The 24127-nt window shown below is 65.7% G+C and carries 24 protein-coding genes; 18 read left to right on the plus strand and 6 right to left on the minus strand.

The window, feature by feature from the left end; all coding sequences use genetic code 11:
* The first annotated feature begins 4 nt into the window (after positions 1-4).
* The 7 genes from V7S63_RS25855 (at position 5) to V7S63_RS25885 (ending at position 7057) form a co-directional block, all read left to right on the plus strand.
* Positions 5-940 (plus strand): ABC transporter permease, encoded by a 936-nt coding sequence (locus V7S63_RS25855; RefSeq protein ID WP_336532384.1) that lies wholly within the window; start codon positions 5-7, stop codon positions 938-940.
* Entirely contained in the window at positions 937-1851 is a 915-nt protein-coding gene (locus tag V7S63_RS25860) for an ABC transporter permease (RefSeq protein WP_336532385.1), read from the plus strand. The genes V7S63_RS25855 and V7S63_RS25860 overlap by 4 nt, the downstream gene beginning before the upstream one ends.
* On the plus strand, positions 1851-2810 hold the full coding sequence (locus tag V7S63_RS25865) for an ABC transporter ATP-binding protein (protein ID WP_336532386.1): 960 nt from the start codon (positions 1851-1853) through the stop codon (positions 2808-2810). Before V7S63_RS25860 ends, V7S63_RS25865 begins: the two co-directional genes overlap by 1 nt.
* Before the next feature lie 5 nt (positions 2811-2815).
* Complete coding sequence (locus tag V7S63_RS25870; RefSeq protein ID WP_336532387.1) at positions 2816-3640, plus strand: ATP-binding cassette domain-containing protein; 825 nt, start codon at positions 2816-2818, stop codon at positions 3638-3640.
* Between the two features lie 20 nt (positions 3641-3660).
* Complete coding sequence (locus tag V7S63_RS25875; protein WP_336532388.1) at positions 3661-4407, plus strand: maleate cis-trans isomerase family protein; 747 nt, start codon at positions 3661-3663, stop codon at positions 4405-4407.
* 68 nt (positions 4408-4475) lie between these two features.
* Positions 4476-5879 (plus strand): FAD-dependent oxidoreductase, encoded by a 1404-nt coding sequence (locus V7S63_RS25880; protein ID WP_336532389.1) that lies wholly within the window; start codon positions 4476-4478, stop codon positions 5877-5879.
* Between the two features lie 149 nt (positions 5880-6028).
* Positions 6029-7057 (plus strand): LacI family DNA-binding transcriptional regulator, encoded by a 1029-nt coding sequence (locus V7S63_RS25885; RefSeq protein WP_336532390.1) that lies wholly within the window; start codon positions 6029-6031, stop codon positions 7055-7057.
* A gap of 31 nt (positions 7058-7088) precedes the next feature.
* Here the strand turns inward: V7S63_RS25885 and V7S63_RS25890 are convergent, their stop codons facing one another.
* Genes V7S63_RS25890 through leuC form a run of 4 tightly spaced genes read right to left on the minus strand, consistent with a single transcriptional unit; the run spans position 7089 to position 10996 of the window.
* On the minus strand, positions 7089-8018 hold the full coding sequence (locus V7S63_RS25890; protein ID WP_336532391.1) for a 3-hydroxyacyl-CoA dehydrogenase NAD-binding domain-containing protein: 930 nt from the start codon (positions 8016-8018) through the stop codon (positions 7089-7091).
* The gene (locus V7S63_RS25895; RefSeq protein ID WP_336532392.1) at positions 8015-8896 is read right to left on the minus strand and encodes an isocitrate lyase/PEP mutase family protein; all 882 of its coding nucleotides are present in this window, start codon (positions 8894-8896) and stop codon (positions 8015-8017) included. Before V7S63_RS25895 ends, V7S63_RS25890 begins: the two co-directional genes overlap by 4 nt.
* A gap of 46 nt (positions 8897-8942) precedes the next feature.
* On the minus strand, positions 8943-9590 hold the full coding sequence (leuD, locus tag V7S63_RS25900) for a 3-isopropylmalate dehydratase small subunit (RefSeq protein WP_336532393.1): 648 nt from the start codon (positions 9588-9590) through the stop codon (positions 8943-8945).
* Between the two features lie 2 nt (positions 9591-9592).
* On the minus strand, positions 9593-10996 hold the full coding sequence (gene leuC, locus V7S63_RS25905; RefSeq protein ID WP_336532394.1) for a 3-isopropylmalate dehydratase large subunit: 1404 nt from the start codon (positions 10994-10996) through the stop codon (positions 9593-9595).
* A 146-nt stretch (positions 10997-11142) separates the two neighbouring features.
* Here leuC and V7S63_RS25910 point away from each other — a divergent pair, with 146 nt between their 5' ends.
* From V7S63_RS25910 to V7S63_RS25925, 4 genes are all read left to right on the plus strand, one after another.
* On the plus strand, positions 11143-13191 hold the full coding sequence (locus V7S63_RS25910) for a hydantoinase/oxoprolinase family protein (RefSeq protein ID WP_336532395.1): 2049 nt from the start codon (positions 11143-11145) through the stop codon (positions 13189-13191).
* Between the two features lie 11 nt (positions 13192-13202).
* Positions 13203-14972 (plus strand): hydantoinase B/oxoprolinase family protein, encoded by a 1770-nt coding sequence (locus V7S63_RS25915; protein ID WP_336532396.1) that lies wholly within the window; start codon positions 13203-13205, stop codon positions 14970-14972.
* A gap of 116 nt (positions 14973-15088) precedes the next feature.
* Positions 15089-16420 carry a histidinol dehydrogenase gene (gene hisD, locus V7S63_RS25920; RefSeq protein WP_336532397.1) on the plus strand — a complete coding sequence of 444 codons (1332 nt, stop codon included), beginning with the start codon at positions 15089-15091 and terminating at the stop codon, positions 16418-16420.
* On the plus strand, positions 16417-17184 hold the full coding sequence (locus V7S63_RS25925; protein ID WP_336532398.1) for an SDR family NAD(P)-dependent oxidoreductase: 768 nt from the start codon (positions 16417-16419) through the stop codon (positions 17182-17184). Before hisD ends, V7S63_RS25925 begins: the two co-directional genes overlap by 4 nt.
* Before the next feature lie 31 nt (positions 17185-17215).
* On the opposite strand, the gene V7S63_RS25930 is transcribed toward V7S63_RS25925, so the two are convergent.
* Complete coding sequence (locus V7S63_RS25930) at positions 17216-17404, minus strand: hypothetical protein (RefSeq protein ID WP_336532399.1); 189 nt, start codon at positions 17402-17404, stop codon at positions 17216-17218.
* Between V7S63_RS25930 and V7S63_RS25935 the strand changes: the two genes are divergently transcribed.
* Both V7S63_RS25935 and V7S63_RS28760 read left to right on the plus strand, forming a co-directional pair.
* Entirely contained in the window at positions 17394-17804 is a 411-nt protein-coding gene (locus V7S63_RS25935) for a hypothetical protein (protein ID WP_336532400.1), read from the plus strand. The two genes, V7S63_RS25930 and V7S63_RS25935, sit on opposite strands and share 11 nt — an antisense overlap.
* Complete coding sequence (locus V7S63_RS28760) at positions 17801-18415, plus strand: hypothetical protein (protein WP_442896522.1); 615 nt, start codon at positions 17801-17803, stop codon at positions 18413-18415. The genes V7S63_RS25935 and V7S63_RS28760 overlap by 4 nt, the downstream gene beginning before the upstream one ends.
* On the opposite strand, the gene V7S63_RS25940 is transcribed toward V7S63_RS28760, so the two are convergent.
* Positions 18369-19283 (minus strand): LysR family transcriptional regulator, encoded by a 915-nt coding sequence (locus V7S63_RS25940; protein WP_336532401.1) that lies wholly within the window; start codon positions 19281-19283, stop codon positions 18369-18371. The genes V7S63_RS28760 and V7S63_RS25940 overlap by 47 nt on opposite strands.
* Before the next feature lie 116 nt (positions 19284-19399).
* Here V7S63_RS25940 and V7S63_RS25945 point away from each other — a divergent pair, with 116 nt between their 5' ends.
* From V7S63_RS25945 to V7S63_RS25965, 5 genes are read left to right on the plus strand one after another with little or no spacing between them, the layout of a single operon-like run.
* Positions 19400-19774 (plus strand): Dabb family protein, encoded by a 375-nt coding sequence (locus V7S63_RS25945; protein ID WP_336532402.1) that lies wholly within the window; start codon positions 19400-19402, stop codon positions 19772-19774.
* A 44-nt stretch (positions 19775-19818) separates the two neighbouring features.
* Positions 19819-20907, plus strand: coding sequence for a maleylacetate reductase (locus V7S63_RS25950; RefSeq protein ID WP_336532403.1), 1089 nt, complete (start codon positions 19819-19821; stop codon positions 20905-20907).
* 3 nt (positions 20908-20910) lie between these two features.
* Complete coding sequence (locus V7S63_RS25955; RefSeq protein ID WP_336532404.1) at positions 20911-22275, plus strand: amidohydrolase family protein; 1365 nt, start codon at positions 20911-20913, stop codon at positions 22273-22275.
* Between the two features lie 10 nt (positions 22276-22285).
* On the plus strand, positions 22286-23203 hold the full coding sequence (locus V7S63_RS25960) for an NAD(P)-dependent oxidoreductase (RefSeq protein WP_336532405.1): 918 nt from the start codon (positions 22286-22288) through the stop codon (positions 23201-23203).
* Positions 23200-24087 carry an intradiol ring-cleavage dioxygenase gene (locus V7S63_RS25965; protein WP_336532406.1) on the plus strand — a complete coding sequence of 296 codons (888 nt, stop codon included), beginning with the start codon at positions 23200-23202 and terminating at the stop codon, positions 24085-24087. Before V7S63_RS25960 ends, V7S63_RS25965 begins: the two co-directional genes overlap by 4 nt.
* Positions 24088-24127: the final 40 nt, after the last annotated feature.

Consider the following 24127-nt stretch of genomic DNA (forward strand, 5'->3'; position numbering starts at 1 on the left):
GTTCATGTTGCGGATCATCAGCCGGGTCGCAGGGTCCATCGGTGTGCTCTTCGCAGTCAGCGTCGTGCTGTTCGCGCTCGTGCAGTCTAACCCGGTTTCGCCCGGTCGCGTCGTTCTCGGCGCGGATGCGGCTGATGAGGACATCGCAGCCTTCGAAGCGGAGCGCGGGCTCGATCAGCCCGTGCTCCGGCAATATGTCACCTGGGCGGGCAAGGCCCTGCGTGGCGATTTCGGGCAATCCTTTGTGGATGACAGCTCCATCTCGCGCACGATCGCGATGACGCTTCCCGTGACGCTCGAACTCGTGCTGTGGGCCTTCCTTCTGGCGCTTTGCCTGGCGATCCCGCTCGGCATCATCTCGGCCCTGCGCGAAGACAGTTGGATCGACCATGTTTCGCGCGCGATCGCCACGCTCGGCGTTTCGATCCCAACCTTCTGGCTCGGCCTCATGCTGATCGCCTGGGGGGCGGTCGGGCTCGGCTGGTTTCCTGCAGGCGGCTATGTGCCCTGGTCGGGCGGAGTGGGCCCCCACCTGCTCTCGCTCGTCCTGCCTGCGGTCTCGCTCGGCCTCTACTACGTCGCGATCATCAGCCGCATGACCCGGTCCAGCGTCGGCGACGTGCTCTTGGCCGATCATGTGCGCGTCGCGCGCGCCATGGGGCTGCCGCGGCGTCGAATCCTGGTCTACGTTTTGCGCAATGCGATGACACCGGTCGTGACCGTCTCGGCGATGTCCTTCGGCTACATGTTCGGGTGGGCCCTGATCATCGAGCAGGTCTTCAACATTCCCGGAATGTCGCGTGCGTTGCTGAACGCGATCTTCCGCCGCGACTACTTCGTCATCCTCGACGTGGTGCTGGTGATCACCGCGATATTCCTGATAGCAAACCTGATCGCCGACTTGCTGTACCGTCTTCTCGATCCACGGGTATCGGCATGAGCGCCATCAGTATCCAGTCAGTTTCACGAACATCGGCGCTCAAGGCGCTGGCCGGCCGGCCTGCCGGCGCGGCCGGTCTCTGTGTCGTCGTGCTCGTGATCGTCATCTCACTACTCGCCCCTTGGGTGGCGCCCTACGACCCGCTGGCCGTCGATCTGCAGCGCAAGCTGCAGGCTCCAAGCGCGCTGCATTGGTTCGGGACCGACCCGACCGGCCGCGACATTCTCAGCCGGGTGATCTGGGGCGCCCGCCCCTCTCTTGCGGTCGGCTTCATCGCCGTGCTGATCGGCACGCTCGGCGGGGTCCTGATCGGGCTGACTTCGGCGATACTGCGCGGCTGGTGGGAGCAGGTTGCGATGCGCGCCATGGACGGGCTCGCCGCGATCCCGCTGCTGATCTGGGCGATCGCCATCGTCGGCATCATCGGTATCGGCCCGGTCAAGATCGGTCCGTGTACCTTCCCCAACGAAGCCAAGCTCATCGTGCTGATCGGCCTGCTCTACATGCCGCCGCTGGCCCGCGTCACCTATGGCGGCGCCCTTCTGGAGGCGCGGGCCGACTACGTGCAGGCCCGCCGGCTGCAGGGCGCCGCCACGACGCCGATCATGTTTGGCGACGTGCTGCCGAACTGCCTTTCGCCGGTGATCGTGCAGGCGACGCTGCTGATCGCCGTCGGCATCGTCGTCGAGGCCTCGCTCAGCTTCGTCGGCCTCGGCGTCGAGCCGCCGCATCCGAGCTGGGGCGGAATGCTGGCCGATGCGCGCCGTTCGATCTTCTCCGGCGAGTGGTGGACCTATGTCTTCCCGGGTGCGGCGATCTCGATCACGGTCATCGGCTTCAACCTGCTCGGCGATGCCCTGCGCGATGTGCTCGACCCCCGCAAGGTCTCGGGCGGTAGGATGATGATCTGATGGCATTACTCGAAATCGACAATCTCGGGATCGGCTTTCCGACCGCCGCCGGGATGGCCGAAGTGGTGCGCGGACTGAGCCTCTCCGTCGAGACCGGCGAGGCGGTGGGTCTGGTCGGCGAAAGCGGCTCGGGCAAGAGCCAGACGGCACTTGCGATCATGCGGCTGCTGCGCGCCCCGGGGCGGATCACCCGCGGCTCTATCAGGCTCGATGGACATGATATCGGCAGACTCGACGAGCGGGAGATGCGACGCCTGCGTGGTGGCACGGTCTCGATCGTGTTCCAGGATGCCCTCTCCGGCCTGAACCCCGTCTTCCCCATCGGCGTCCAGATCAGCGACGTCATCCGCGCCCATCGTACCGTTTCGCAGCGGGACGCGCGCAACATCGCCGTCGAGATGCTCGAGCTCGTGGGGATCAAGGACGCCGGCAAGCGCCTGGATGCCTATCCGCACGAGTTCTCCGGCGGCATGCGCCAGCGCGTGCTGATCGCGATGGCGGTGGCCTGTCGTCCGAAGCTGCTGATCGCCGACGAGCCGACGACGGCGCTCGACGTCACCGTACAGGCCCAGATCGTCGAATTGCTGCGGGACCTGCGCGAGAAGCTCGGCCTGGCTCTCCTGTTCATCACGCACAATCTCGACCTCATGAGTGAGATCTGCAGCCGTTCCGTCGTGCTCTATGGTGGCATGATGATGGAGGATTCGCCGGTCGACATGCTGTTCGGCCGGCCTGAACATCCCTACAGCAAGGCGTTGCTCGATTGCGTACCGCGCCTGGAGGATCGACCCGGCGACCTGAAGCCTATCGAAGGGGCTGCTTTCTCGCTGGCGCGTGCCGGCCAGGGTTGTCCGTTCGTGGCGCGCTGCGCCCTGGCGGATGACCGCTGCGAAACCGAGCGGCCGCCCGAGCTGCGGCGCGGCGGCCACCGCATCGCCTGCTGGAAGGCAGCGGCATGAGCGCGTTGCTGAAGCTGGAGGATGTTACGAAGATCTATGGCGGACGCGGCGGGTTGATGCCCTGGCGCAAACCCGAGCACCAGGCAGTGAAGGGCGTCACGCTGGAGGTTGAGCGCGGCTCGGTGCTCGGGCTCGTCGGCGAGAGCGGCTGCGGCAAGTCCACCCTGGCCAAGATCATCCTGCGCCTCGAACAGGCTACGACCGGACGCGTGATCTTCGACGGCGCCGACCTGACGCACATGTCGCGCCACGAGATGCGCCCCTACCGCCGACGCATCCAGATGGTTTTCCAGGATGCGAATTCCTCACTCAATCCACGCAAGACGGTGCAGCACCTTCTCGGCGAGGCCTTGGCTCAGGTCGGAACACCCCGTGCCGAACGCCTTGCGCGATCGGAAGCCCTGCTTGATCAGGTCGGCCTGCCTGCGAACCTGCTCGGGCGCTATCCGCACGAGCTTTCCGGAGGCCAGAAGCAGCGCATGGCCATTGCCCGCGCGCTTGCCATGGGGCCGGATCTGCTCGTCGCGGACGAGCCGGTCTCGTCCCTCGACGTCTCGCTGCAAGCGCAGATCATGCGCCTGCTGATGGACCTGAACCAGCGCCTCGGTCTGAGCATGGTCTTCATCAGCCACGATCTGGCGCTGGTGCATCACATCTGCTCGCATGTCGCGGTGATGTCGGCTGGGACCATCGTCGAACAGGGCGACCCTGCCCGGGTCCTGACCGATCCGCAGCATGCCTATACGCAACGCCTGCTCGCCTCGGTTCCGCGCGCGCGGCATCGTCGCGGCAGCGCGGTCAGCCCCGCGCTGGCCGAGCAAGCATCCTAGATCGACGATAGGAGGGGCGCATGGCCGATGCATTGGGCGGGCGTATGAAGTTCGGCGTCATGGGGCCTTCGACCAACACGATCGTCCAGCCGGATTTCGACGACATGCGCCCGCGCGGCGTGACGAACCACTACAGCCGGATCTTTACACCCGACGCAGATGCGGTGAGCAACGAGAGCTTTCGCGCCGGAGCCGAGACCATAGCCGGCAATGTGCTCGATGCGGTGAAGAGCGTGATGACCTGCTCACCCGCCCATCTGGTCATGGGCATGTCGGCCGTCACGTTCTTCGACGGCGCCAAAGGGGCCGATGCCTTCATTGCCAAGGTCGAGGACGCCTCGGGCATTGGCGTCACGGTCGGCAGCCATGCCTGCACCGCGGCGCTGAATGCCTATGGCGGAGTAAAGCGGCTCGCGGTGCTCTCGCCCTACTGGCCGGTGATGAACACCGAGGTTGCACGCTATTTCGGCGACATGGGTTTCGAGGTGGTGCGTGACATCGCGCTGCAATGCCCATCCTGGACCGGGATCGCAGCGGTGACGACCGAGACGCTGCGGGGCGCGCTGCGCAGGCTCGACGGCGACGATGTCGACGCAATCGTCCAGGTTGGCACGAATCTCTCGATGGTTCGTCTCGCCGCTGCTGCGGAATTTTGGCTGGGCAAGCCGGTGATCGCGATCAACACAGCCACTTACTGGCACGCGCTGCGCAGCAATGGGATCGTCGATCAGATCGACGGCTTCGGCCGCCTGTTGAACGATTTCTGACACGCGCAGCCGCCACAGCGCCGGCGGCCTGCATAGTTACTAGATGCCCGCTGCGCAAAGGACAGGCGATGCCGATCATCAGGGACTACGACATCAGCTTCGATGCCGCCACGCAGGTCGCGGTCGTGGGCGCCGGCGCTTGCGGCTTCACTGCGGCGATCGCGGCTGCCGAGGGCGGAGCCGAGGTGATGCTGATCGAGCGCGACGAGCGTCCCCATGGCAGCACCGCGATGTCGCAGGGCTATGTCTGCGCCGGCGGCAGCAGAATCCAGCGCGAGCTCGGCATCGACGACAGCCCGGAGCTGTTCTTCCAGGACATCATGTGCAAGACCAAAGGGCAGACCGACCCTGCGCTGGCAAGGCTGATCGCAGAGCAGGCGGGCCCCACGATCGACTGGCTCAGCGAGAGCCACGGCATCCCCTTCGACGTCAATCCGGGCTGGGTCGCCTTTGGTCATTCCCGGCCGCGGATGCACGGCATGCCGGGCAAGACTGGGACCGAGCTGCTCGCGTCGCTGGAGGCAGCGGCCGAGGCGATCGGCGTCTTCAGCTGTATGGGCGCGCGAGTGGTCGATCTCTATGCCGACGAGAACGACGCGGTGAAGGGCCTCGCCTTGCTCCGGCCGGACGGGCGGCGCGAGACCATCGCATGCGATGCGGTGGTGCTCGCCACCTGCGGCTTTGGCGCCAATCGCGCGATGGTGTCGGAGCACATCACCCATATGGCGAACGCGCTGTATTTCGGGCACGAGGGCAATCATGGTGACGGCATCGTCTGGGGGCGGGAACTCGGCGGCGCGCTCGGCGACATGGCGGCCTATCAGGGCTATGGCGGGCTGACCGACCACGGCATCGTGCTGAATTACGATTTGATCATGAACGGCGGCTTCTGCGTCAACCTAGCGGGCCAGCGCTTCTCCGACGAGCTGGCGGATATTTCCGGACAGGCCGAGAAAGTCATCGCCCAGACGGACAACACCGCCTGGGCGATCTTCGGCGAAAACCAGCGCGCCAGCGTGACAGGCCTGCCAGAGTTCGTGGATCTGACCCGGCTCGGCGCGGTGCGCAGCGCCGACACGATCGGCGGCCTCGCCGCCCGCATCGGCATCGACGAAGCAGCATTGAGCAAAACGTTGGCGCAGGTCACGGCCCTGGCCGCTTCGGGCGAAGCCGATGTCTTCGGCCGCCGTTTCAGGCCGGACCAGCAACTCTCCGGCCCCTTCTACGCCGTCAAGGTGCGGGGAGCGCTGTTCCATACCCAGGGCGGCCTCGTCGTCGACGATCGCGCGCAGGTGAAGCGGGACGACGGCCGCCTGCTCCCCAACCTGTTCGCCGGCGGCGGAGCGGCGCGAAGCATCTCCGGCCCGGGCGTGTGGGGATACCTGCCCGCAGCCGGGCTCTGCATGGCGACGACGCTCGGACGGCTCGCCGGCAAGAACGCCTCCCGCCTCGTCGCGTGCGCCGCAGTGTAGAGACGTAAGTGACACGCGTGCGGCTTGACGATCGGGGTTCGGTAAATCATGAGCGAGCGCATGCCAAAGCCTATATCGATGCCGCTTCCCGCTTTAACGGAGGAGTCGTTGTCCCGGATCATTGAAAAATTGTCGAGGCGGGATAGGACATGAACAGGAAACTGACCCGCTTCACGTCGTTCGATGTCGCGGCCCTGGCGGGCGTCTCGCAATCCGCCGTATCGCGAGCGTTTTCGCCCGGATCGAGCATTTCCGAATCGAAGCGTCAGAAGATAATCGAAGCCGCCCGGAAGCTTAATTACGTTCCCAATTCCATTGCGTCGAGCCTTACTACGAGACGGTCGAATATCGTTGCCGTCGTTCTCGGCCATCTCGCCAATCCGTTTTACGTGACGGTTCTCTCGACTCTGGTCAAGCGCCTGCAGGATAACGGTCGCCAGGCCCTGACGTTCACGATAGACCATCAGGCCGAAGCCGACGAAGCGTTGATGCGCGTATTGCGCTATCAGGTCGACGGCATCATCCTGACATCTGCGCAGCTTTCGACACGAATGACCTCGATCTGCCACGATCGCGGCATCCCGATCGTACTGTTCAATCGATATATCCCGGGCACCGACGCTTCGGGCGTACGCTGTGACAATGTCGGCGGCGGGCGCATGATCGCCGAAGCATTTCTTGCCGCAGGCGCAAACAGCTTCGCGCTGATCCTTGGCGATACCCGCGGAACGACGAGCGCTGACCGCGCCCGGGGTTTCTCCGATGCGTTGGTGGAGTCGGGAATACCGCGCGCCGCTATCCGTGTTATCGAAGGCAATTCGACGTATGACGGCGCCCACGGAGCAGTATCGGCGGCGTTCGGCGAGCGTCCACTGCCTGATGCCATCTTTGCGGTCAACGACATCATGGCAATGGCGGTAATCGATGCGCTCCGTCAGCGCTTTTCTGTCCGCATTCCGGAAGAGCTCATGGTCGCGGGATTCGACGACATCCCAGACGCCCGCCGCTGGCCCTACCGATTGACGACGGTCAGCCAGCCGGTCGAGGAGATGGTAGAGGAGACACTCAAGATCCTGCATCTCGATGATGCCGACCAGGCGATCGAGCCGGGCATCGACCGGATCGTACCGGTGCGCCTGATCTGGCGCGAGACTGTGCGCCCGTCCACGGCAAACTAGGAGCACGCTCCGGCCGGCATCGCCGCCCGCTTCAGCTCTCCTGCAACTTGCGCACCGCGAGGATGCGCTGGTCGCGCCTCGCCTGATGCTGCGGGATTTTCTCGACCGGCATGATCTCGCAGAGCTCTGCATGGATCGCATTGATCGTCGCGTCGGTCCAGGGATAGTCGGTCCGGGCATCGCTGCCCATCCGCCGCATCATCGGCCCGAGCTGATCGACAAAGCCGCGAAAGCCGTTGGCTGCGTTGAGATGAGCTACGGCGAACGGGCCAAGCGACGCCCAGCGGAGCGCCAGACCATCCGTCATCACCCGGTCGATATCGGCGGCGCTGCAATAGCCCTCGCCAACCAGATGCAGTGCCTCCGCGATCAACGTGTATTGCAATCGGTTCAGGATGAAGCCGTCGATCTCCTTGTTGAGCAGGATCGGCCGCATGCCGATCTCCTCGAAGAAAGCACGGCCGGCCGCCAACTCGGCCTCGGTCGTCAGCCCGCTGCCGCAGAGCTCGACCAGGGGAATATGCGAGGGAGGATTGACCGGGTGCGCCACCATGGCGCGCTCCGGCGCGGCGACATGGCGGAGGAACTCGGAGCCGCGCAGGGCCGATGTCGATGAGCAGAGCCGGGCAGTCGCCGGAGCATGCGTCGCGATCTCCGTGAAGACCGCACGCTTGATCGCCAGATCCTCGCGCACGCTTTCCTGGACATGTGCGACGTCCGCGACGGCCTCTGCGATCGTTGTCGCGGACCGAACGCGTGCGGCAATGACGGCAGCCGGCTCGACCAGTGTGCCGGCTGCGTCCAGGTCGGCGAGCGTACCGGCAATGCTCGGAAGCGCGACCGCGCTGACGAGATCGCTGTCACGGTCATGCAGTCGAACATCATAGCCGGCGCGCGCAAAGGCGACCGCCCAGGCGCGCCCGACCTGGCCCGCCCCGATGCAGGCGACCGAAGCGATCATGGCTGCTCCTGCGCGTCGTCGCGCGCCCATTTCTTCTCGAATTCCCAGATCTCGGGGAAGCCGATCAGCTCGTTGAACTTGCCGAAGCTGAACAGCGGCAGCTCGGGTGCGTTGGAGGTACCCTGCTGCTTCAAGATCCGAAGCGCGTTTTCGACCGCATGCGCAGCCGCCAGCCCGGTCATTGCCGGATAGATCGCCATTGCATAGCCGATCTCGGCGAGTTCCTTCGCGGACCGGATCGGCGTCTTGCCGCCGTCGGCCATGTTGGCGATCATCGGATGACGCACCCGCCGGCAGGCGTCGCGCATCTCCGCCTCGCTTTCGAGTGCCTCGACGAAGACGATGTCGGCGCCGGCTTCGCCGAAGGCGATCCCGCGGCGCACCGCTTCCTCGTAGCCGCCAGTCTGGCGCGAATCCGTACGGGCGATAACGAGCATCTCGTTGCTGTGCCGTGCCGCGCAGGCGACCTTGATCTTCTCGACCATGTCGATCAGTGGTGTTACGCGCTTGAACGGCGTATGGCCGCACTTCTTCGGAAAGACCTGATCCTCGATCTGGATCGCGACGACGCCGGCCTCCTCATAGCCGCGCACGGTGTGGTGCACGTTCAGCAACCCGCCATAGCCGGTATCGGCATCGGCGATGACGCCGGCCTTGGTTGAACGAACCAGCGTCGCGACCCGGTCGAGCATCTGCGTATAGCTCGCGATGCCGGCATCCGGTAGGCCGTAGGCCGAGGCCGTCATCCAGTAGCCGGACGCATAGACGAAATCGAACTCAACCTTGTTGGCAATGACCGCTGCGATCATGTCGTGGATGCCCGGCGCGGCAACGAAGCGTCCGGATTCGATCGCAGCACGAAGGCTGGGCTTGCTCATAGGCTGTTTTCCTCGGGGTTTCTCAATTGCCGATGCTCGGCCGGGCTCAGACGGCTTCTTTGGGCACGTCGGCGAAGTGTGCGTGCTGCTCGCGGCCGAGCTTCAGCCACGGCCGGTCTCGCCAATGACGGCCTTCGAACTGCGTGATCAGCGGCTCGTCCTCGGCGAGGATGGCACCGATCTCGTCTAGCCCGAGCAGCAAGGCACGCTTGCGATGCGGCTCGATCTCGAAAACAATGCTGCGGCCGCTGATCAGTTCGACCGTCTGCGCCTCGAGATCGACGGTTATGGCACGGCCCGCCTGGGCTTCCGCCATGACGGCAGCATGCTCATCGCCATCCAGCACCATCGGCAGCGTGCCGTTCTTGAAGCAATTCGCAAAGAAGATTTCGCCGAAGCTGCGGGCGATGACACAGCGTATGCCGAAATCGACCAGCGCCCATACGGCATGTTCCCGGCTCGAGCCGCAGCCGAAATTAGAGCCCGCAACTAGGATCTCTGCCCTGTTCCAGGGTTGCCGGTTCAGCACGAAGTCAGCGCCGTTCTGGGCGTGGCGGCGCTCGTGGAACAGATGCTCGCCCAGCCCCTTGCGATCGAGCAGCAGCAGGAAGCGGGCCGGAAAGATGATGTCCGTATCGACATCGGATTCAGGGAGCGGCGCGGCGACGCTCGTCAAGGCGGTGAACTGCTGCATGCTCAATGCAACTCCCTGCTGTCGGCCAGTCGTCCAGAAATGGCTGCGGCTGCCGCCATTTCGGGACTCATCAGATGCGTGCGGCCGCCGACGCCCTGCCGCCCCTCGAAATTGCGGTTCGAGGTCGAGGCGCAACGTTGCCCGGGCGAGAGGCGGTCGTCGTTCATCGCCACACACATCGAGCAGCCGGAATCGCGCCATTCGAAGCCGGCCTCGCGGAAGATGAGATCCAGCCCCTCGCCTTCGGCCCGAAGCCGCACCGCGGCCGAGCCCGGCACGACGATCGCCGTGACCGAGGCAGCTACCTTGCGGCCCCTGACCACCGCCGCGGCGCGCCGCAGATCCTCGATCCGTCCATTGGTACAGGAGCCGATGAAGACGCGATCGATCGCGATCTCCTTCAGCGGCGTACCGGGCACCAGGCCCATATAGGCAATGCTGCGCTCCATCCGGCTGCGCCGGACAGCATCCTTTTCGCGCGACGGATCGGGCACGGAACCGGAGATCGGCAACGTCTCCTCAGGCGTGGTACCCCAGGAAATATGCGGCTCGAGCTCGCCGACATCGATCACCACCTCGCGGTCGAAGACGGCATCCGCATCGCTGGCAAGTGTGCGCCAGTCACGCAAAGCCTGCTCCCAGAGCGCGCCTTTCGGGGCCAGCGGCGACCCCTTTATATAAGCGAATGTCGTCTCGTCCGGCGCGACCATGCCGACCCGGCTGCCAGCCTCGATCGACATGTTGCAGAGCGTCATGCGCTCCTCCTGAGACAGCCGAGCAATGGTCGGACCGGCATATTCCATGGCATGGCCGCCGCCGCCGCTCGTGCCGATCCGGGCAATCAGCGCCAGGATCATATCCTTGACGCCGACACCAGGGCGCAGCTCGCCGTGGAACAGCACGCGCATGCGCTTCTGCTTGCGCTGCCTCAGGGCTTGCGTCGCGAACACGCTTTCGCATTCGCTGGAACCGATACCGAAGGCGAGCGCGCCGAAGGCGCCATGCGTGCAGGTGTGACTGTCGCCGCAGACCAGTGTCGCGCCGGGCAAGGTGAAGCCTAGCTCCGGGCCGATCACGTGAACGATCCCGTGGCGGCGATCGCGCATCGGAATGTAGGAGATCCCGAACTCTTCGACATTCTCCCGCAGCCGCTTGACCTGGTTTGCCGCCAGCCCGGGCGCGAGCGGGCGCTCGCGATGCAATGTAGGTACGGCATGGTCGGCGACGGCGATATGCGCGAACGGCCTGCGAAATCTGCCACCGCGCGCCTTGAGGCCCTCGAAGGCCTGAGGGCTCGAAACCTCCTGCACGAGATGGCGGTCGATATAGAGAAGACTGGTGCCGTCGGGATAATCGCGCACGACATGCGTGTCCCAGACCTTGTCGTAGAGTGTCCGGCCAGCCATGCGCCGTTCCTTCCAGTGAGCAAGCTCCCGCTGGAGCCTCGTCCAAAAATCGCTTGCAGTGCGCTGTTGATGCAAACTATGTTGATTTGAATGCGCATGCAATAGCGTTTCCGCTGCAGGCGCGATCATGAGCCAAGGGGATCGAAATGAGACTGGGTGTGGACGTCGGTGGAACCTTCACCGATCTGCTGCTTCACGACGAGCACGCGGGCCGGACCTATCAGGCCAAGACGCCTTCGACGCCTGAAGATCAATCCATCGGAGTTGCCAACGGAGTCCGGCTCATTTGCGAGAAAGCCGGCATCAGACCGTCAGATATATCGTTGATCCTGCACGGAACGACGGTCGCGACCAATGCAGTCCTCGAAGGCAAAGGCGCTCGCGTCGGACTTTTGCTTACCGAAGGCTTCGAATACACACTCCATCTGGCAAAATCATGGACGCCGGGCCCGCTCTTTGGCTGGATCGTCATGGACAAGCCCGACCCCTTGGCCTCGCTTGCAGACACTCGTGGCATCCCCGAGCGTATGAACGCCCGGGGCAAGATCGTCCGTGAACTCGATGTCGAAGCGGCCACGCGGCTGATCGACGACCTCTGCTCCTCGGGCATCGAAGCTCTCACGATTTCCCTGATGCATTCCTATGCAAACCCGGAGCACGAGCGTGCCCTGCGCGACATCGTGACGGCGCGCCATCCGCATATTCCGGTCTCGCTTTCGTCCGACATCCTGCCGGAGTTCCGCGAGTACGATCGCGCCATCACGACCGTGATGAACGACTACGTGCGCCCGATCATGAAGCGCTATCTCTCGCGCATCGAGCAGCGTCTCGAACAGGAAGGCGTCTCGGCCAAGCTGCACATCGTCCGCTCCGACGGCGGTCTGATGAGTGCCGCCGCTGCCTCCGAGCGGCCGGTGCACACGGTGCTGTCGGGCCCGGCCGGCGGCGTCACCTCGACTGTGATGGTGGCGCGCCGCACCGGGCTGCAGAAGCTCCTGGCCTTCGATATGGGCGGCACCTCGACCGACGTGGCGGTCATCCTCGACGGCCAGCCGACGATCTCGCGTTCGACCGAGGTCGGGCTGTTTCCGGCCAAGGTTCCCACGCTCGACGTCCGGTCGGTCGGCGCCGGCGGCGGCTCCATCGCAGAGGTCTCGGCGCTGACAAAATCGCTGCGTGTCGGGCCGCGTTCAGCCGGCGCCCGGCCGGGACCGGTCTCCTATGGCCGCGGCGGCACCGAGCCGGCGGTGAGCGACGCCAATGTCGTGCTCGGCTATCTGCCGCCGGTCCTGCTCGGCGGCGACATGTCGCTCGATGTCGAGGGCGCCCGCGCGGCCGTCGGGCGCATCGGCGAGGCGATCGGCCTGCCAGTCGAGCTGGCGGCCGAAGGCATTCTCGACATCGCCAACGAAGTCATGCTCGGTGCGCTGCGGGTGATCACGGTGCAGCGCGGGCTCGACCCGCGCGAGTTCGGCATCGTCGCCTTCGGCGGCGCCGGTCCGCTGCACGCCAATGCGATGGCGGAGTTGCTCGGCTGCTATCCGGTCGTCGTGCCGTCGAACCCCGGCGTGCTCTCTGCCCTCGGCTTCCTCGAGGCCGAGTTCAAGAACGAGTTCGTGCAGACCTTCATCCGCTCGACCAAGGGCATCGACGCCGAACAGGTCTGGTCGCGCTTCCGCGACCTGCGTGCCAAGGCGACCGGTTGGCTCGACGAGCAGGAGATCGCGCAGGCCGCCCGCAAGGTCAGCTATTCGCTCGACCTACGCTACGAGCAGCAGGGTTTCGAGGTCGCGGTCGAGGTCGCGCCGGAGCTGGTGGAACGGGCCGGCAGCCTCGACAGCGTGCTCGTCGATTTCCATGCCCTGCACGAACGGCTCTACGGCGTGCGCTTCCATGTACCGGTCGAGCTGGTCGCGCTGCGCGTCGTCGCGACCGGCGCGACGCCACCGGTGGACGAGCAGCCCATCGAGACCACCGCCGATCCCGCCGACGCGTTGATCGAGACCAGCAAGGCCTATTTCGATGGCGCCTGGGTCAGCACGCCGCACTACGACCGCAGCAAGATGGGGCTCGGCCGGCGCGTCGATGGCCCGGCGATCATCCGGCAATACGACACGACGACCGTGCTGTTGCCCAGGCACTACGCGGAGGTCGATCCGCACGGCAATCTTTTGATCTGGCCGATCAAGAACTGAGGGGAAAGAACATGGCGCCGAAGGTTGATCCCATCACCCTCGACATCATCGAGAACGCGCTGAAAAACGCGCGCTTCGAGATGGATGGAGTGGTCGTCCGCATCGCGCTCTCGCCGGTCATCCGCGAGCAGCACGACGAATTCCCGATGATCTGCAACGAGCGCGGCCAGATGGTCGTGGGCCAGTTCGGATCCTACATCCCCGCCATCGTCGAGCAGTTCGAGGGCGACATCAACGAAGGCGACGTCTTCGTCTGGAACGACCCCTATGCTTGCAAGGGCTCGATATCGCACAACAACGACTGGTGCGTGATGATGCCGATCTTCCACCAACAGGTGCTGGTCGGCTTCTCCTCGATCTTCGGCCACATGGTCGATGTCGGCGGCAAGGTGCCGGGCTCGATGCCCTCGGACGCGCGCTCGATCTGGGAAGAGGGCCTGCGCATCCCGCCGGTGCGGATCTACGACAAAGGCGTGCTCAACAAGGGCGTGCTCGACATCATGCTTAACAACACCCGCACGCCCGACATGAATCGTGCGGACCTGATGGCTCTGGTCGCCGGCTGCCGCATCGCCGGCCAGCGGGTGGGCGAGCTCTGCGACCGCTTCGGCCGCGATGTCTACATGGCGTCCTGCGACATGCTTCTCGACCGGACCCGAGAAGCGATGAAGATCCTGATCGACAAGTACATCTCGGAGGAGCCGGTCGAGTTCACCGACTACGTCGACGACGATGGACTCGGCAACGGTCCGTTCAAGATGAAGCTCTCGATCTACCGCAAGGGCGAAAAGGCCGTCTTCGACTGGACCGGCACGGACGATCAGGCGGAGGGGCCGATCAATTTTCATATCCACGAAGGGCTCTGCAAGCTCTTCTTCGGCGTCTACATGATCATGGCGTTCGATCCCTCGGTACTGTTCAACGAGGGGTTCTACGACCTGTTCGAGGTCGTGCTGCCGGAGGGCAGCCTGCTCAATCCGCGCTTCCCTGCCGCGCTCTCGAACCGGCTCAACACCCATACGCGGTTCTTCGACTGTCAGGCCGGCGCGCTCGGCCAGCGTGCGCCGCATCTGTCGATGGCGGCGGGCTACGGCACCAGCCCGCATTTCATCTTCACCGGCCACGACAAAGACAACAAATACTTCCAGTTGATGGAGCTGCTGTTCGGCGGCGTTCCAGGCCGCCCACGCGGCGACGGGCTCGACGGACATGCCTGGTGGCCGCTCTTTTCGGCGACCCCGATCGAGTACATCGAGAACTATTACCCGGTGCTCGTCGAGAGCTACCGCCCGGTAATGGATTCGGGCGGCGCCGGGCTCCATCGCGGCGGCGCCGGCATCGAGAAGGTCTACCGCCTGCTGGAGCCGGGCAAGGTCTCGATCCATGACGACCGCGAGGTCGTGCCGCCCTGGGGCATCAATGGCGGCCTCTATGGCGGAACGTCGAGCAAATGGCTGACGAGGGCCGGCGCAAGCGAGCGCGAGCGCATCCCCTCCAAGATCGACAACCTGCTGGTCGGCCCAGGCGACACGGTACATTTCATCACCGCCGGCTCCGGCGGCTGGGGCGATCCGCTGGAGCGCGCCCCGGCTCTAGTCGCGCAAGACGTCGCCTCCGACCTGGTTTCCCCCGAGAAGGCGCGTAGCGATTACGGCGTGGTCGTGCTCGCCGACGGCTCGGTTGACGAGGCGGCCAGCAAGAGTCTGCGCGCCCGCATGCGGACCGAGCGCGGCGAACCCGAGCCGTTCAACTTCGGCTATCTGCCAGCCGCAGCGGAATGAACGGTGGGCGGCGGAGATCGCCGCCCGTAGGATGATCCAGAGACGGTGCGCCCGCCCTGCAGGCGCACCGTGATGCCGGCTGCGGCTGGACAACCGGGACATGGGAGGGGCCGCCAATGGCCGTCGAATATCTCAAGCGTGGGAAGACCGAGGCCGAGCGCGCCGATGACGACGCCAAGGTCAGGCAGAATGTCGAGGCTATCCTGAAGGATATCGGAGAGCGCGGCGACGCTGCGGTCCGCGACCTTTCGCAGAAGTTCGACAATTACGCGCCGCAGGCGTTCCGCCTGACAGCGTCCGAGATCGAGGCGGCGAAAAACCAGGTCTCGACCCGTGACATGGCCGATATCCGCTTCGCCCAGGCCCAGATCAGGCGCTTCGCCGAGGTGCAGCGGGCCTCGATGACCGATGTCGAAGTCGAGACCTTGCCCGGCGTCATTCTCGGCCACCGCAACATCCCGGTGCAGTCGGTCGGCTGCTACGTGCCGGGCGGCAAGTTCCCGATGGTAGCCTCCGCCCATATGTCCGTGCTCACGGCCTCCGTCGCGGGCGTTCCGCGCATCGTCGCCTCGGCGCCCCCGGTGAAGGGAGAGCCTCATCCGGCGATCGTCGCCGCGATGCACGAGGGCGGCGCGCATGAGATCTATGTGCTAGGCGGCATTCAGGCGGTCGGCGCCATGGCGCTCGGCACGGAAACCATCGAGCCTGTCCACATGCTGGTCGGCCCCGGCAACGCCTATGTCGCCGAGGCCAAGCGCCAGCTCTACGGCCGTGTCGGCATCGATCTCTTCGCCGGGCCTACGGAAACGATGGTGATCGCCGACGAAACTGTCGATGCCGAGCTCTGCGCCACCGACCTGCTCGGCCAGGCCGAGCACGGCTATAACTCCCCGGCCGTACTCGTGACCAATTCGCGCAGGCTCGCGGACGGCACGATGGCGGAGATCGACCGGCTGCTGCAGATCCTGCCGACAGCGGAAACGGCGCGCAGGAGCTGGGAGGATTACGGCGAGATCATTCTCTGCGACAGCTACGAGGAGATGCTCGCCGTGGCCGACGAGATCGCGTCCGAGCATGTCCAGGTGATGACCGACCGCGACGACTGGTTCCTCGCCAACATGACCTCCTATGGCGCGCTGTTCCTCGGCCCGCGTACCAATGTCGCCAATGGGGACAAGGTGATCGGGACCAACCATACGCTGCCAACCAAGCGGGCCGGCCGCTACACCGGCGGGCTTTGGGTCGGGAAGTTCCTCAAGACCCACAGCTACCAGAAGGTGGTGACAGACCAGGCCGCCGCCAGCATCGGCGAATACTGCTCGCGGCTGTGCATGTTGGAAGGCTTCGTCGGCCATGCCGAGCAGGCGAACATGCGGGTGCGGCGCTATGGTGGTCGCAATGTCGGCTATGGCCAGCCGGCCCTCGCGCTCGACGACGCGGCCGAATGATCGCCCTGCCTCGCACGCCGTCCTTCCGGCTCGACGGCAAGAAGGCGCTCGTGACGGGCGCCTCCTCCGGCATTGGCCTGGCCTGCGCCTGTGCTCTGGCGGAGGCAGGTGCCGACGTCACCATGGCCGCACGGCGCAAGGTCCAGCTCGACGAAGTCGCGCAGGCGATGCGCGCTCAGGGACGAAGCGTTGAACCCCTTGAGCTGGACATCACAGACGTCGCGGCTGTCGAGGACATCATCGGAAGATCCGGCCCCTTCGACATTCTGATCAACAGCGCCGGCCTCGCCCGTCACGGGCCGGCGCTCGATACCAAGGCTGAGGATTTCGACGCGGTGGTCGCAGTCAATCTGCGAGCGGCATTCTTCCTGACGCGTGCTGTCGCACGCGGCTTGATCACCGCCGGCCGACCCGGCTCGCTGATCAACGTCTCTTCGCAGATGGGCCATGTCGGCGGGCTCGACCGCGCCGTCTATTGCGCTACGAAATTCGCGGTCGAGGGCTTCACCAAGTCGATGGCAATCGAATGGGGGCGGAACGGCATTCGCGTCAACACGCTGTGCCCAACCTTCATTCGCACGCCCCTGACCGAGCAGACGTTCGAGCGCCCCGAGCGGCTCGCCTGGCTTGAAGAGAAGATCAAACTCGGACGGACCGGAACGGTCGAGGAGGTGATGGGCGCCGTGCTCTATCTGGCCTCGGACGCGTCCAGCCTGGTGACCGGCAGCGCGTTGCTGGTCGACGGCGGCTGGACCGCCGGCTGAAGCGCAGAGCGCTGCCGATGACGTGATCGCGTCAAAAGAGGATATCATCGTCGACCTGAGCCTGTCCGGTCGGGAGCAGGATACTGATCATCGCGCTGCACAGCTTAGTAAGCGCCACGCCGCGCCGCGGGCCGATTACCAGGTCCAGACCGGCGTCGACAGACAGGTCAACTTGGTCGTCGGCTATGTACTGACCGCGGGTGCCGGCGGTGCGGCTCACGGGTGCGGCAGCCGACCTGCCTCTCGGCCTGCCGGCCGGCACCGGCGCGGCAATCCGCGTCGATCCCTCCGTCTCGGCGGAGCTCTCCTTGCCGACCACCGTGGATGGGCATCTGCGCAAGCTCGATAGCGGCGAGTTGCGGCTGACCGGTCCGGTCAAGGTCGGACAGGCCGTGCTCGCCGATAGCGGCTCGCTCAGCAGCGGCTGGGGCGTCGTAGGTTCTGCGGCCGGCACGGCCGGCGGCATGACCATTGATGGCGCGCAATGGCAGGTCGGCGGCTTCCTCCTCGCCGGAGCGGCGGGACGGGGACGCTCACGGTCACGAATGGCGGCAAGGTCTCCACCGGCACGCATCTGCCGATCGGCGCCCAGGCCGGCGCCTCCGGCTCGGTCGCGGTGACGGGGGCGGGATCGGCGCTGACCATCGGCGATGATCTCAATGTCGTCACGGCGGGCCGCGGCGACCTGCGCGTTGCCGAAGGCGGTTCGCTCACTACCGCCGCAAACTGCCTGATCGCCTGGTATAACGCTGCAGACCGACAGGCTCGCTTTCGGCGCGGTCGAGGCCGACCTCGATGTCGCCATCGGCAATGCCACGACGTTCGATATCTCCTACACAGGCCAGCTCAGCCAGGGCGCCCAGAACCACGCCTTCAAGGCGAAACTCGCCATGAGGTTCTGAAGGCGCCCGATTGTCGTCCGAGAGAGATCTGGTCGAAACTGCCACCACGGCTCGCCGATTGTCAGGTGGCCAACAGACGTCAGTTTGCGACGCCGGGAATGTCTGGTTCTTGGCAAGGACGGAATGTCCGCAGATGGCGCTTCTCGTGCCGTTCCCGGGGTGGAGCGCAAATCGACTCCTCACCTTGGCCACCCCTTACGAGGTCGCGGAAGAATTTCGGTCGCGGGCGTTCTGGCGGGAAGACGGGATGTCTGCTGATAGTCGAGGTACCGCCAGGGGCGGTCAAGCTGACCAGATCTGGCTGTTCGACGTGGATCGTACGTGATTGACGAGAAACTCGTTGAACACCCGGATCTTGGCAGGTAGGTGATCGCGGTTCTGATAGGCGATGTTCATCGTCAGCATCGGTAGCTGCCAATCGAGCAGAACCGGCATCAGGCGCCCTGCCTCGATATCGGCCTGCACGATGTAGAGCGGCTGGATGAGGATGCCGAGCCCGGCGATCGCAGCCTGGCGGATCACCTGCCCGTCATTGCAGTCGAGCGCTGCGCTGATCCGCACGATCCGCTCCGTATCGCCCTTGGTCAGGCGCAGCGAGAACGGGTCGGCGGCGAGGTTGTAGACCAGCATATCGTGCTGGGCGAGGTCGGCCGGGGTCGCGGGGAGGCCGCGCTCCGCCAGATAGGCCGGCGAGGCAGCGAGGACGCGGCGCATGCGCCCGAGCCGCCGCACCACGATGTTGCTGTCGGGCTCGTGCAGGCGCGTGCGGATGGCGACGTCGATGCCCGCCTCGATGAAGTCGAGATAACGGTTGGCGACGGCGATGTGGACGCTCAGCTTGGGATAGAGCCGGCGCAAGGCCGGCAACATCGGTGCCAGATAGATCGCTGCGAAGGAGAGCGAACTCGTGACGCGCAGCACCCCTTGTGGTGCCAGCGTGTGAGCATTGACGGCATCCTCGGCTTCGCCGAGGTCGGTCAGCAGCGCGCCGCTGCGCTGGTAGAATTGTTCCCCCGCCTCGGTCAGCCAGAGACGGCGCGTGTTGCGCTCCACGAGCCGGGTAGAGAGGCGCTCCTCCAGGGCGGCGAGGTGTCGGCTGGCGGCAGCGTTCGACATGCCGAGCGCCTCGGCGGCGCGTGACAGGCTCCGCAACTCCGCCGTCTTCACGAAAACCTCGATCTGGGTGAAGCGATCCATTTTTCCGATTTGCGTAAAAGAGACTTCCTGAAGCTCGGCTTTATTTCCGACTTTCGCAAGTCTTAACTCGCCCCCCTCAAAGACGGCCCAAGATGGCCGAAGGTCGAGGAAACGCCATGCCCGGTCCGATCCGCCACATCGTGATGTGGCGCTTGCGCGGCGATACGCCGAAGGAACGCGCCGATGCCCGCGCCAAGGTCAAGGCCGCCTTCGAGGGGCTCCGGGACCGCATCGACGGCCTCACCCATATCGAGATCGGCAGCGATATCAGCGGCGTCGACTATGCCTGCGACGTCGTGCTGGTCAGCGAGTTCGCCGACCGGGCTGCGCTCGAAGCCTATGGCAGCCATCCCGAGCATCTGAGGGTCCGGCAGGAGCTCTCCGATCTCAGGATCGCGCGCTTCCAGGTCGATTATCTCGCCGACAACGACGCTCTCGCCGTCTCGGGAAGCGGTCTGCACCGCCTTCGCGAAGCCGTGGCCGGCGAGTGAGCCGGCGCCGTCCGATCAACGCCTCATCCGCAAAGGAGCCTTCGATGATCGAGACCTTCGCCTATGAGGCCCTGCCATCACGGGTCCGCTTCGGTCGCGGTACGATCAAGGAGGTCGCCGTTGAGGTCGAACGGCTCGGCGCAAAGCGGGCGCTGGTCCTGACCACGCCACAGCAGACGGCTGCGGGAGAACGCCTCGGTGCCCTGCTCGGCTCCGCCTTGGCCGGATATTTCAACGACGCCACGATGCACACGCCGGTCGAGGTTACGGAGAGGGCGCTCGAAACCCTGCGCGAGACAGGGGCCGACTGCGTCGTGGCGCTGGGCGGCGGTTCCACCACCGGGCTCGGCAAAGCGCTGGCGCTGCGCACCGGCGTGTCGCAGGTCGTGGTCCCGACGACCTATGCCGGCTCGGAGATGACGCCGATCCTCGGCCAGACCGAAGCCGGCCGGAAAACGACGATCCGCTCGCTCGATGTGCTCCCCGAAACGGTGCTCTATGATGTCGAGCTGACGCTGAGCCTGCCGCCGATGCTGTCGGCGACATCAGGCGTCAACGCGATGGCCCATGCAGTCGAGGCGCTCTACGCCAGAGATCGCAACCCGATCATCTCGCTGATGGCGCAGGACGGCATCCGGACCTTGTCCTCCGCGCTGCCGATCCTGGTCCACGAGCCGGCCAATATCGAGGCGCGCTCGAATGCGCTCTACGGCGCCTGGCTCTGCGGATGCTGCCTCGGTGCGGTCGGGATGGCGCTGCATCACAAGCTCTGCCACACGCTCGGCGGCTCCTTCGACCTGCCCCATGCCGAGACGCACACCGTCGTACTGCCACATGCCGTCGCCTACAACGCGCCGGCCGCGCCGGAGGCGATGGCCGCGATCAGCCGGGCGCTCGGCGCGCCCGATGCGGCGCAGGGCCTCTACGATCTGGTGCGGGCGCTCGGCGTGCCGCTGTCGCTGGCGCAGCTAGGCATGCCCGAACACGGTATCGACAAGGCGGCGGACATCGCCGTCGAGAACCCTTATTGGAATCCGCGCCCGGTCACGCGCGACGGCATCCGCGACCTGATCGCCAAGGCCCATGCCGGCGAGCGGCCCCGCGCGGCCGTGGCCGAAGACGAGGCGGCTTGAGCCATGGCGCGCCGTATCCTCATCTCGGGTGCCACCATCCTCTCGATGGACGCCGCCACCGGCGATCTGTCTCGTGGCGACATCCTCGTCGCCGACGGGAAGATCGTCGCGATCGCGCCGCGCATCGAGGCCGGGGATGCCGAACAGGTTGATGCGGCCGGCCGGATCGCCGTCCCGGGCTTCGTCAACGCCCATATGCACAGTTGGCAGACGGGTCTGCGCGGGCTCGCGTCCGACTGGACACTGCTCGAATATTTCCGCTGGGTCCATGCCGGGCTCGCGACGCTGTTCAACCCTGATGACATCGGCATCGCGACGCTGATCGGCGCGCTCGGACAGATCGATGCCGGCACCACGACGCTGGTCGACTGGTGCCACAACAATCCGACACCAGAGCATACCGACGCCGCCGTCGCGGCGCTGGCCGAGAGCGGCATTCGCGCCGCCTTCTTCCACGGCTCGCCCAAGCCCGATCCCAAGCCCGGCGAGCCGCATTTCTCGGAAATGCCGCATCCGCGCGCCGAGGTTGAGCGCCTGCGACGCGGCCGCTTTGCTAGCGATAACGGCCTGTTGACGCTCGGCCTCGCCATCCTCGGTCCGCACTATGCGACGATGGAGGTCGCGCGCGCCGATTTCCGCCTCGCGCGCGAATTCGGCCTGGTCGCCTCGATGCATCAGGGCGGTGGTGCGGCGAAAACGCCGGGTGGCTGGGAAAAGCTGATGACTGAGGGGCTGGTCGGGCCCGGCATCAACATCGTGCATGGCAACGACCTTTCGGACGAGCTGTTCGGGCAGTTGGTCGATCTCGGCGCCTCTTTCTCGGTGACGCCGGAGAACGAGATGACGCAGGGCCATGGCTTTCCGATCACCGGCCGGCTGCTGGCGCGGGGCGTGGCACCCTCGCTCGGGGTCGATCTCGAATCCGTGCTGGCCGGCGACATGATGGGCGTCGCGCGGATCGCGCTCGGCATGCAGCGCGCGCTCGACAATGCCGAGAGCCGCCGCCGGACCGGCGCAATTCCCCCGACATCGACGATTCCCGTCCGGCAGGCGCTGTCCTGGATCACCATCGAGGGTGCGCGCATGCTCGCGCTCGACCATCGCATCGGCTCGCTTGCGCCTGGCAAGCAGGCCGACATCACTCTGGTCGACGCCCGCGCGCTGCATCTGCAGCCGGTGCATGACCCAGCCGCTACGGTCATCATGCAGGCCGGGCGCGGCGACATCGAAGCCGTGATGATTGCCGGCCGCTTCGTGAAGCAGGACGGTCGCCTGCTGGCCGATGGACTGGAGGGGAAGCTCGCCCGCCTCGCGGCCTCCGGCTCGCGGATCGTCGAGGAGCTCCGCGGCAGGCAACACGCGGCTTGAGGACAACGAGATGATGCACACGCAAACCATCGGCTGGATCGGGCTCGGCAAGATGGGGCTGCCCATCGCGAGCCGGCTTGCAGCGGCCGGACACGATGTCGCCGGCTTCGACCGCGACCAACGGCGCATCGCCGAGGCTGTGAAAGGCGGAGTGAAACCTGCCGCCACGCTTGCCGACGCGGCGGGACGCGACATCGTCTTCACCTCGCTGCCGGACGACAAGGTGCTCGCCGCCGTCGCGCTGTCCGGCGGGCTTTTCGATGCGATGCGCGAGGGCGCGATGCTCGTCGAGACCTCGACCGTCAGCCCCACCATCTCGGCCGAGGTGGCGCGGGCGGCCGCGCAGCGAAGCGTTGCCTATCTGCGCGCGCCGGTCTCCGGTAACGCCGCCATCGCCCATACCGGCAACCTGACCTGCTTCGTCTCGGGGCCGCGCGCCGCCTTCGACGCGGTCCTGCCGATCGCGCAGGACTTCACCCGCGCCCAGAAATATCTCGGCGAGGCCGAGGAGGCGCGCTTCGCCAAGCTCGCCGTCAACCTGATGATCGCAGTCTCCGCGGCGATGATGGGCGAGAGCATCGTGCTCGCCCGCAAGGGCAATCTCGCTTGGCAGGACATTCTCGATGTGCTGACCAACAGCGCGGTCGGCTCGCCCATGGTCCACTACAAGGCCAGGAGCCTGGAGACGCGCGACTTCTCGCCGACCTTCTCCTGCCGGCAGATGGCCAAGGATCTCGATCTGATCATAGGCGCTGGCCAGGCCGCCGAGATGGCGCTGCCATTGGCGAGCCTGACGCGTGAGACCTATGGCGCCCTGATCGGGCGCGGCGAGGGCGAGGCCGATTTCATCTCGACGGTGCGCCTCGCCGAATGGCTCGCCGGCCTCGGCGAGCCCGATCTCGACAAGAAGGAAGGGAGGCTCGGATGAGGAACTTCGACCAGAACAGCATCACCGAGGCGGTGCTGGAGCGCGTCGCCGCCGCTCCGGACGCGCGTACAAAGCAGATCAGCGAGGCCCTGGTCCGCCATCTCCACGATTTCGTCCGCGAGGTCCGCCCAACTCAGGAGGAATGGGCCAAGGGCGTCGCCTTCCTGACCGATACTGGCCAGATGTGCACCGGGGCGCGGCAGGAATTCATCCTGCTCTCCGATACGCTCGGCGTCTCCATGCTCGTCGATGCGATCAACCACGACCATCAAGGCGCGGTCACCGAGAGCACCGTGCTCGGCCCCTTCTATGTCGAAGGACCGCCGGAAGCAGCACTGGGCAGCGACATCTCGGGCGATCTGCCGGGCGAACCGATGTATGTTTCCGGTTCGGTCGCTGCGGCCGATGGCAGCCCGCTCGCCGGGGCGATCGTCGATGTCTGGCATTCCGACGAGGACGGCTATTACGACGTCCAGCATTCGGAGGACGCCGCCGATCTCGTCGCCCGGGCGCGCTTCCGGACCGATGCGCAGGGACGCTTCCATTTCTGGTCGATCAAGCCGGCGGCCTATCCGATCCCGCATGACGGACCGGTCGGCAAGATGCTCGAGGCGCAGGGGCGCCATCCCTGGCGGCCGGCCCATGTCCACTTCATGATCGCCGCGCCGGGCCACGAAAAACTCGTGACCCATGTTTTCGTCGCCGGTGACCAATACCTCGATTCCGACGCCGTCTTCGGCGTGAAGGATTCGCTGATCAGCCACTTCACCGAGCAGCCGGCGGGCATCGCGCCGGATGGCCGGGCGCTCGACCGGCCCTGGTGCCGCCTGACCTACGACTTCCAGCTCAATCCGGCCTCGGAGGCTGCGCACCGCGCCGCCTGAGGCGCTGACCATCGACCGCAATCGAGAGAGCCCGGCCAGC

It is taken from the genome of Allobosea sp. CCNWLY174, assembly GCF_037120455.1.
Classification (GTDB): Bacteria; Pseudomonadota; Alphaproteobacteria; order Rhizobiales; family Beijerinckiaceae; genus Allobosea; species Allobosea lupini.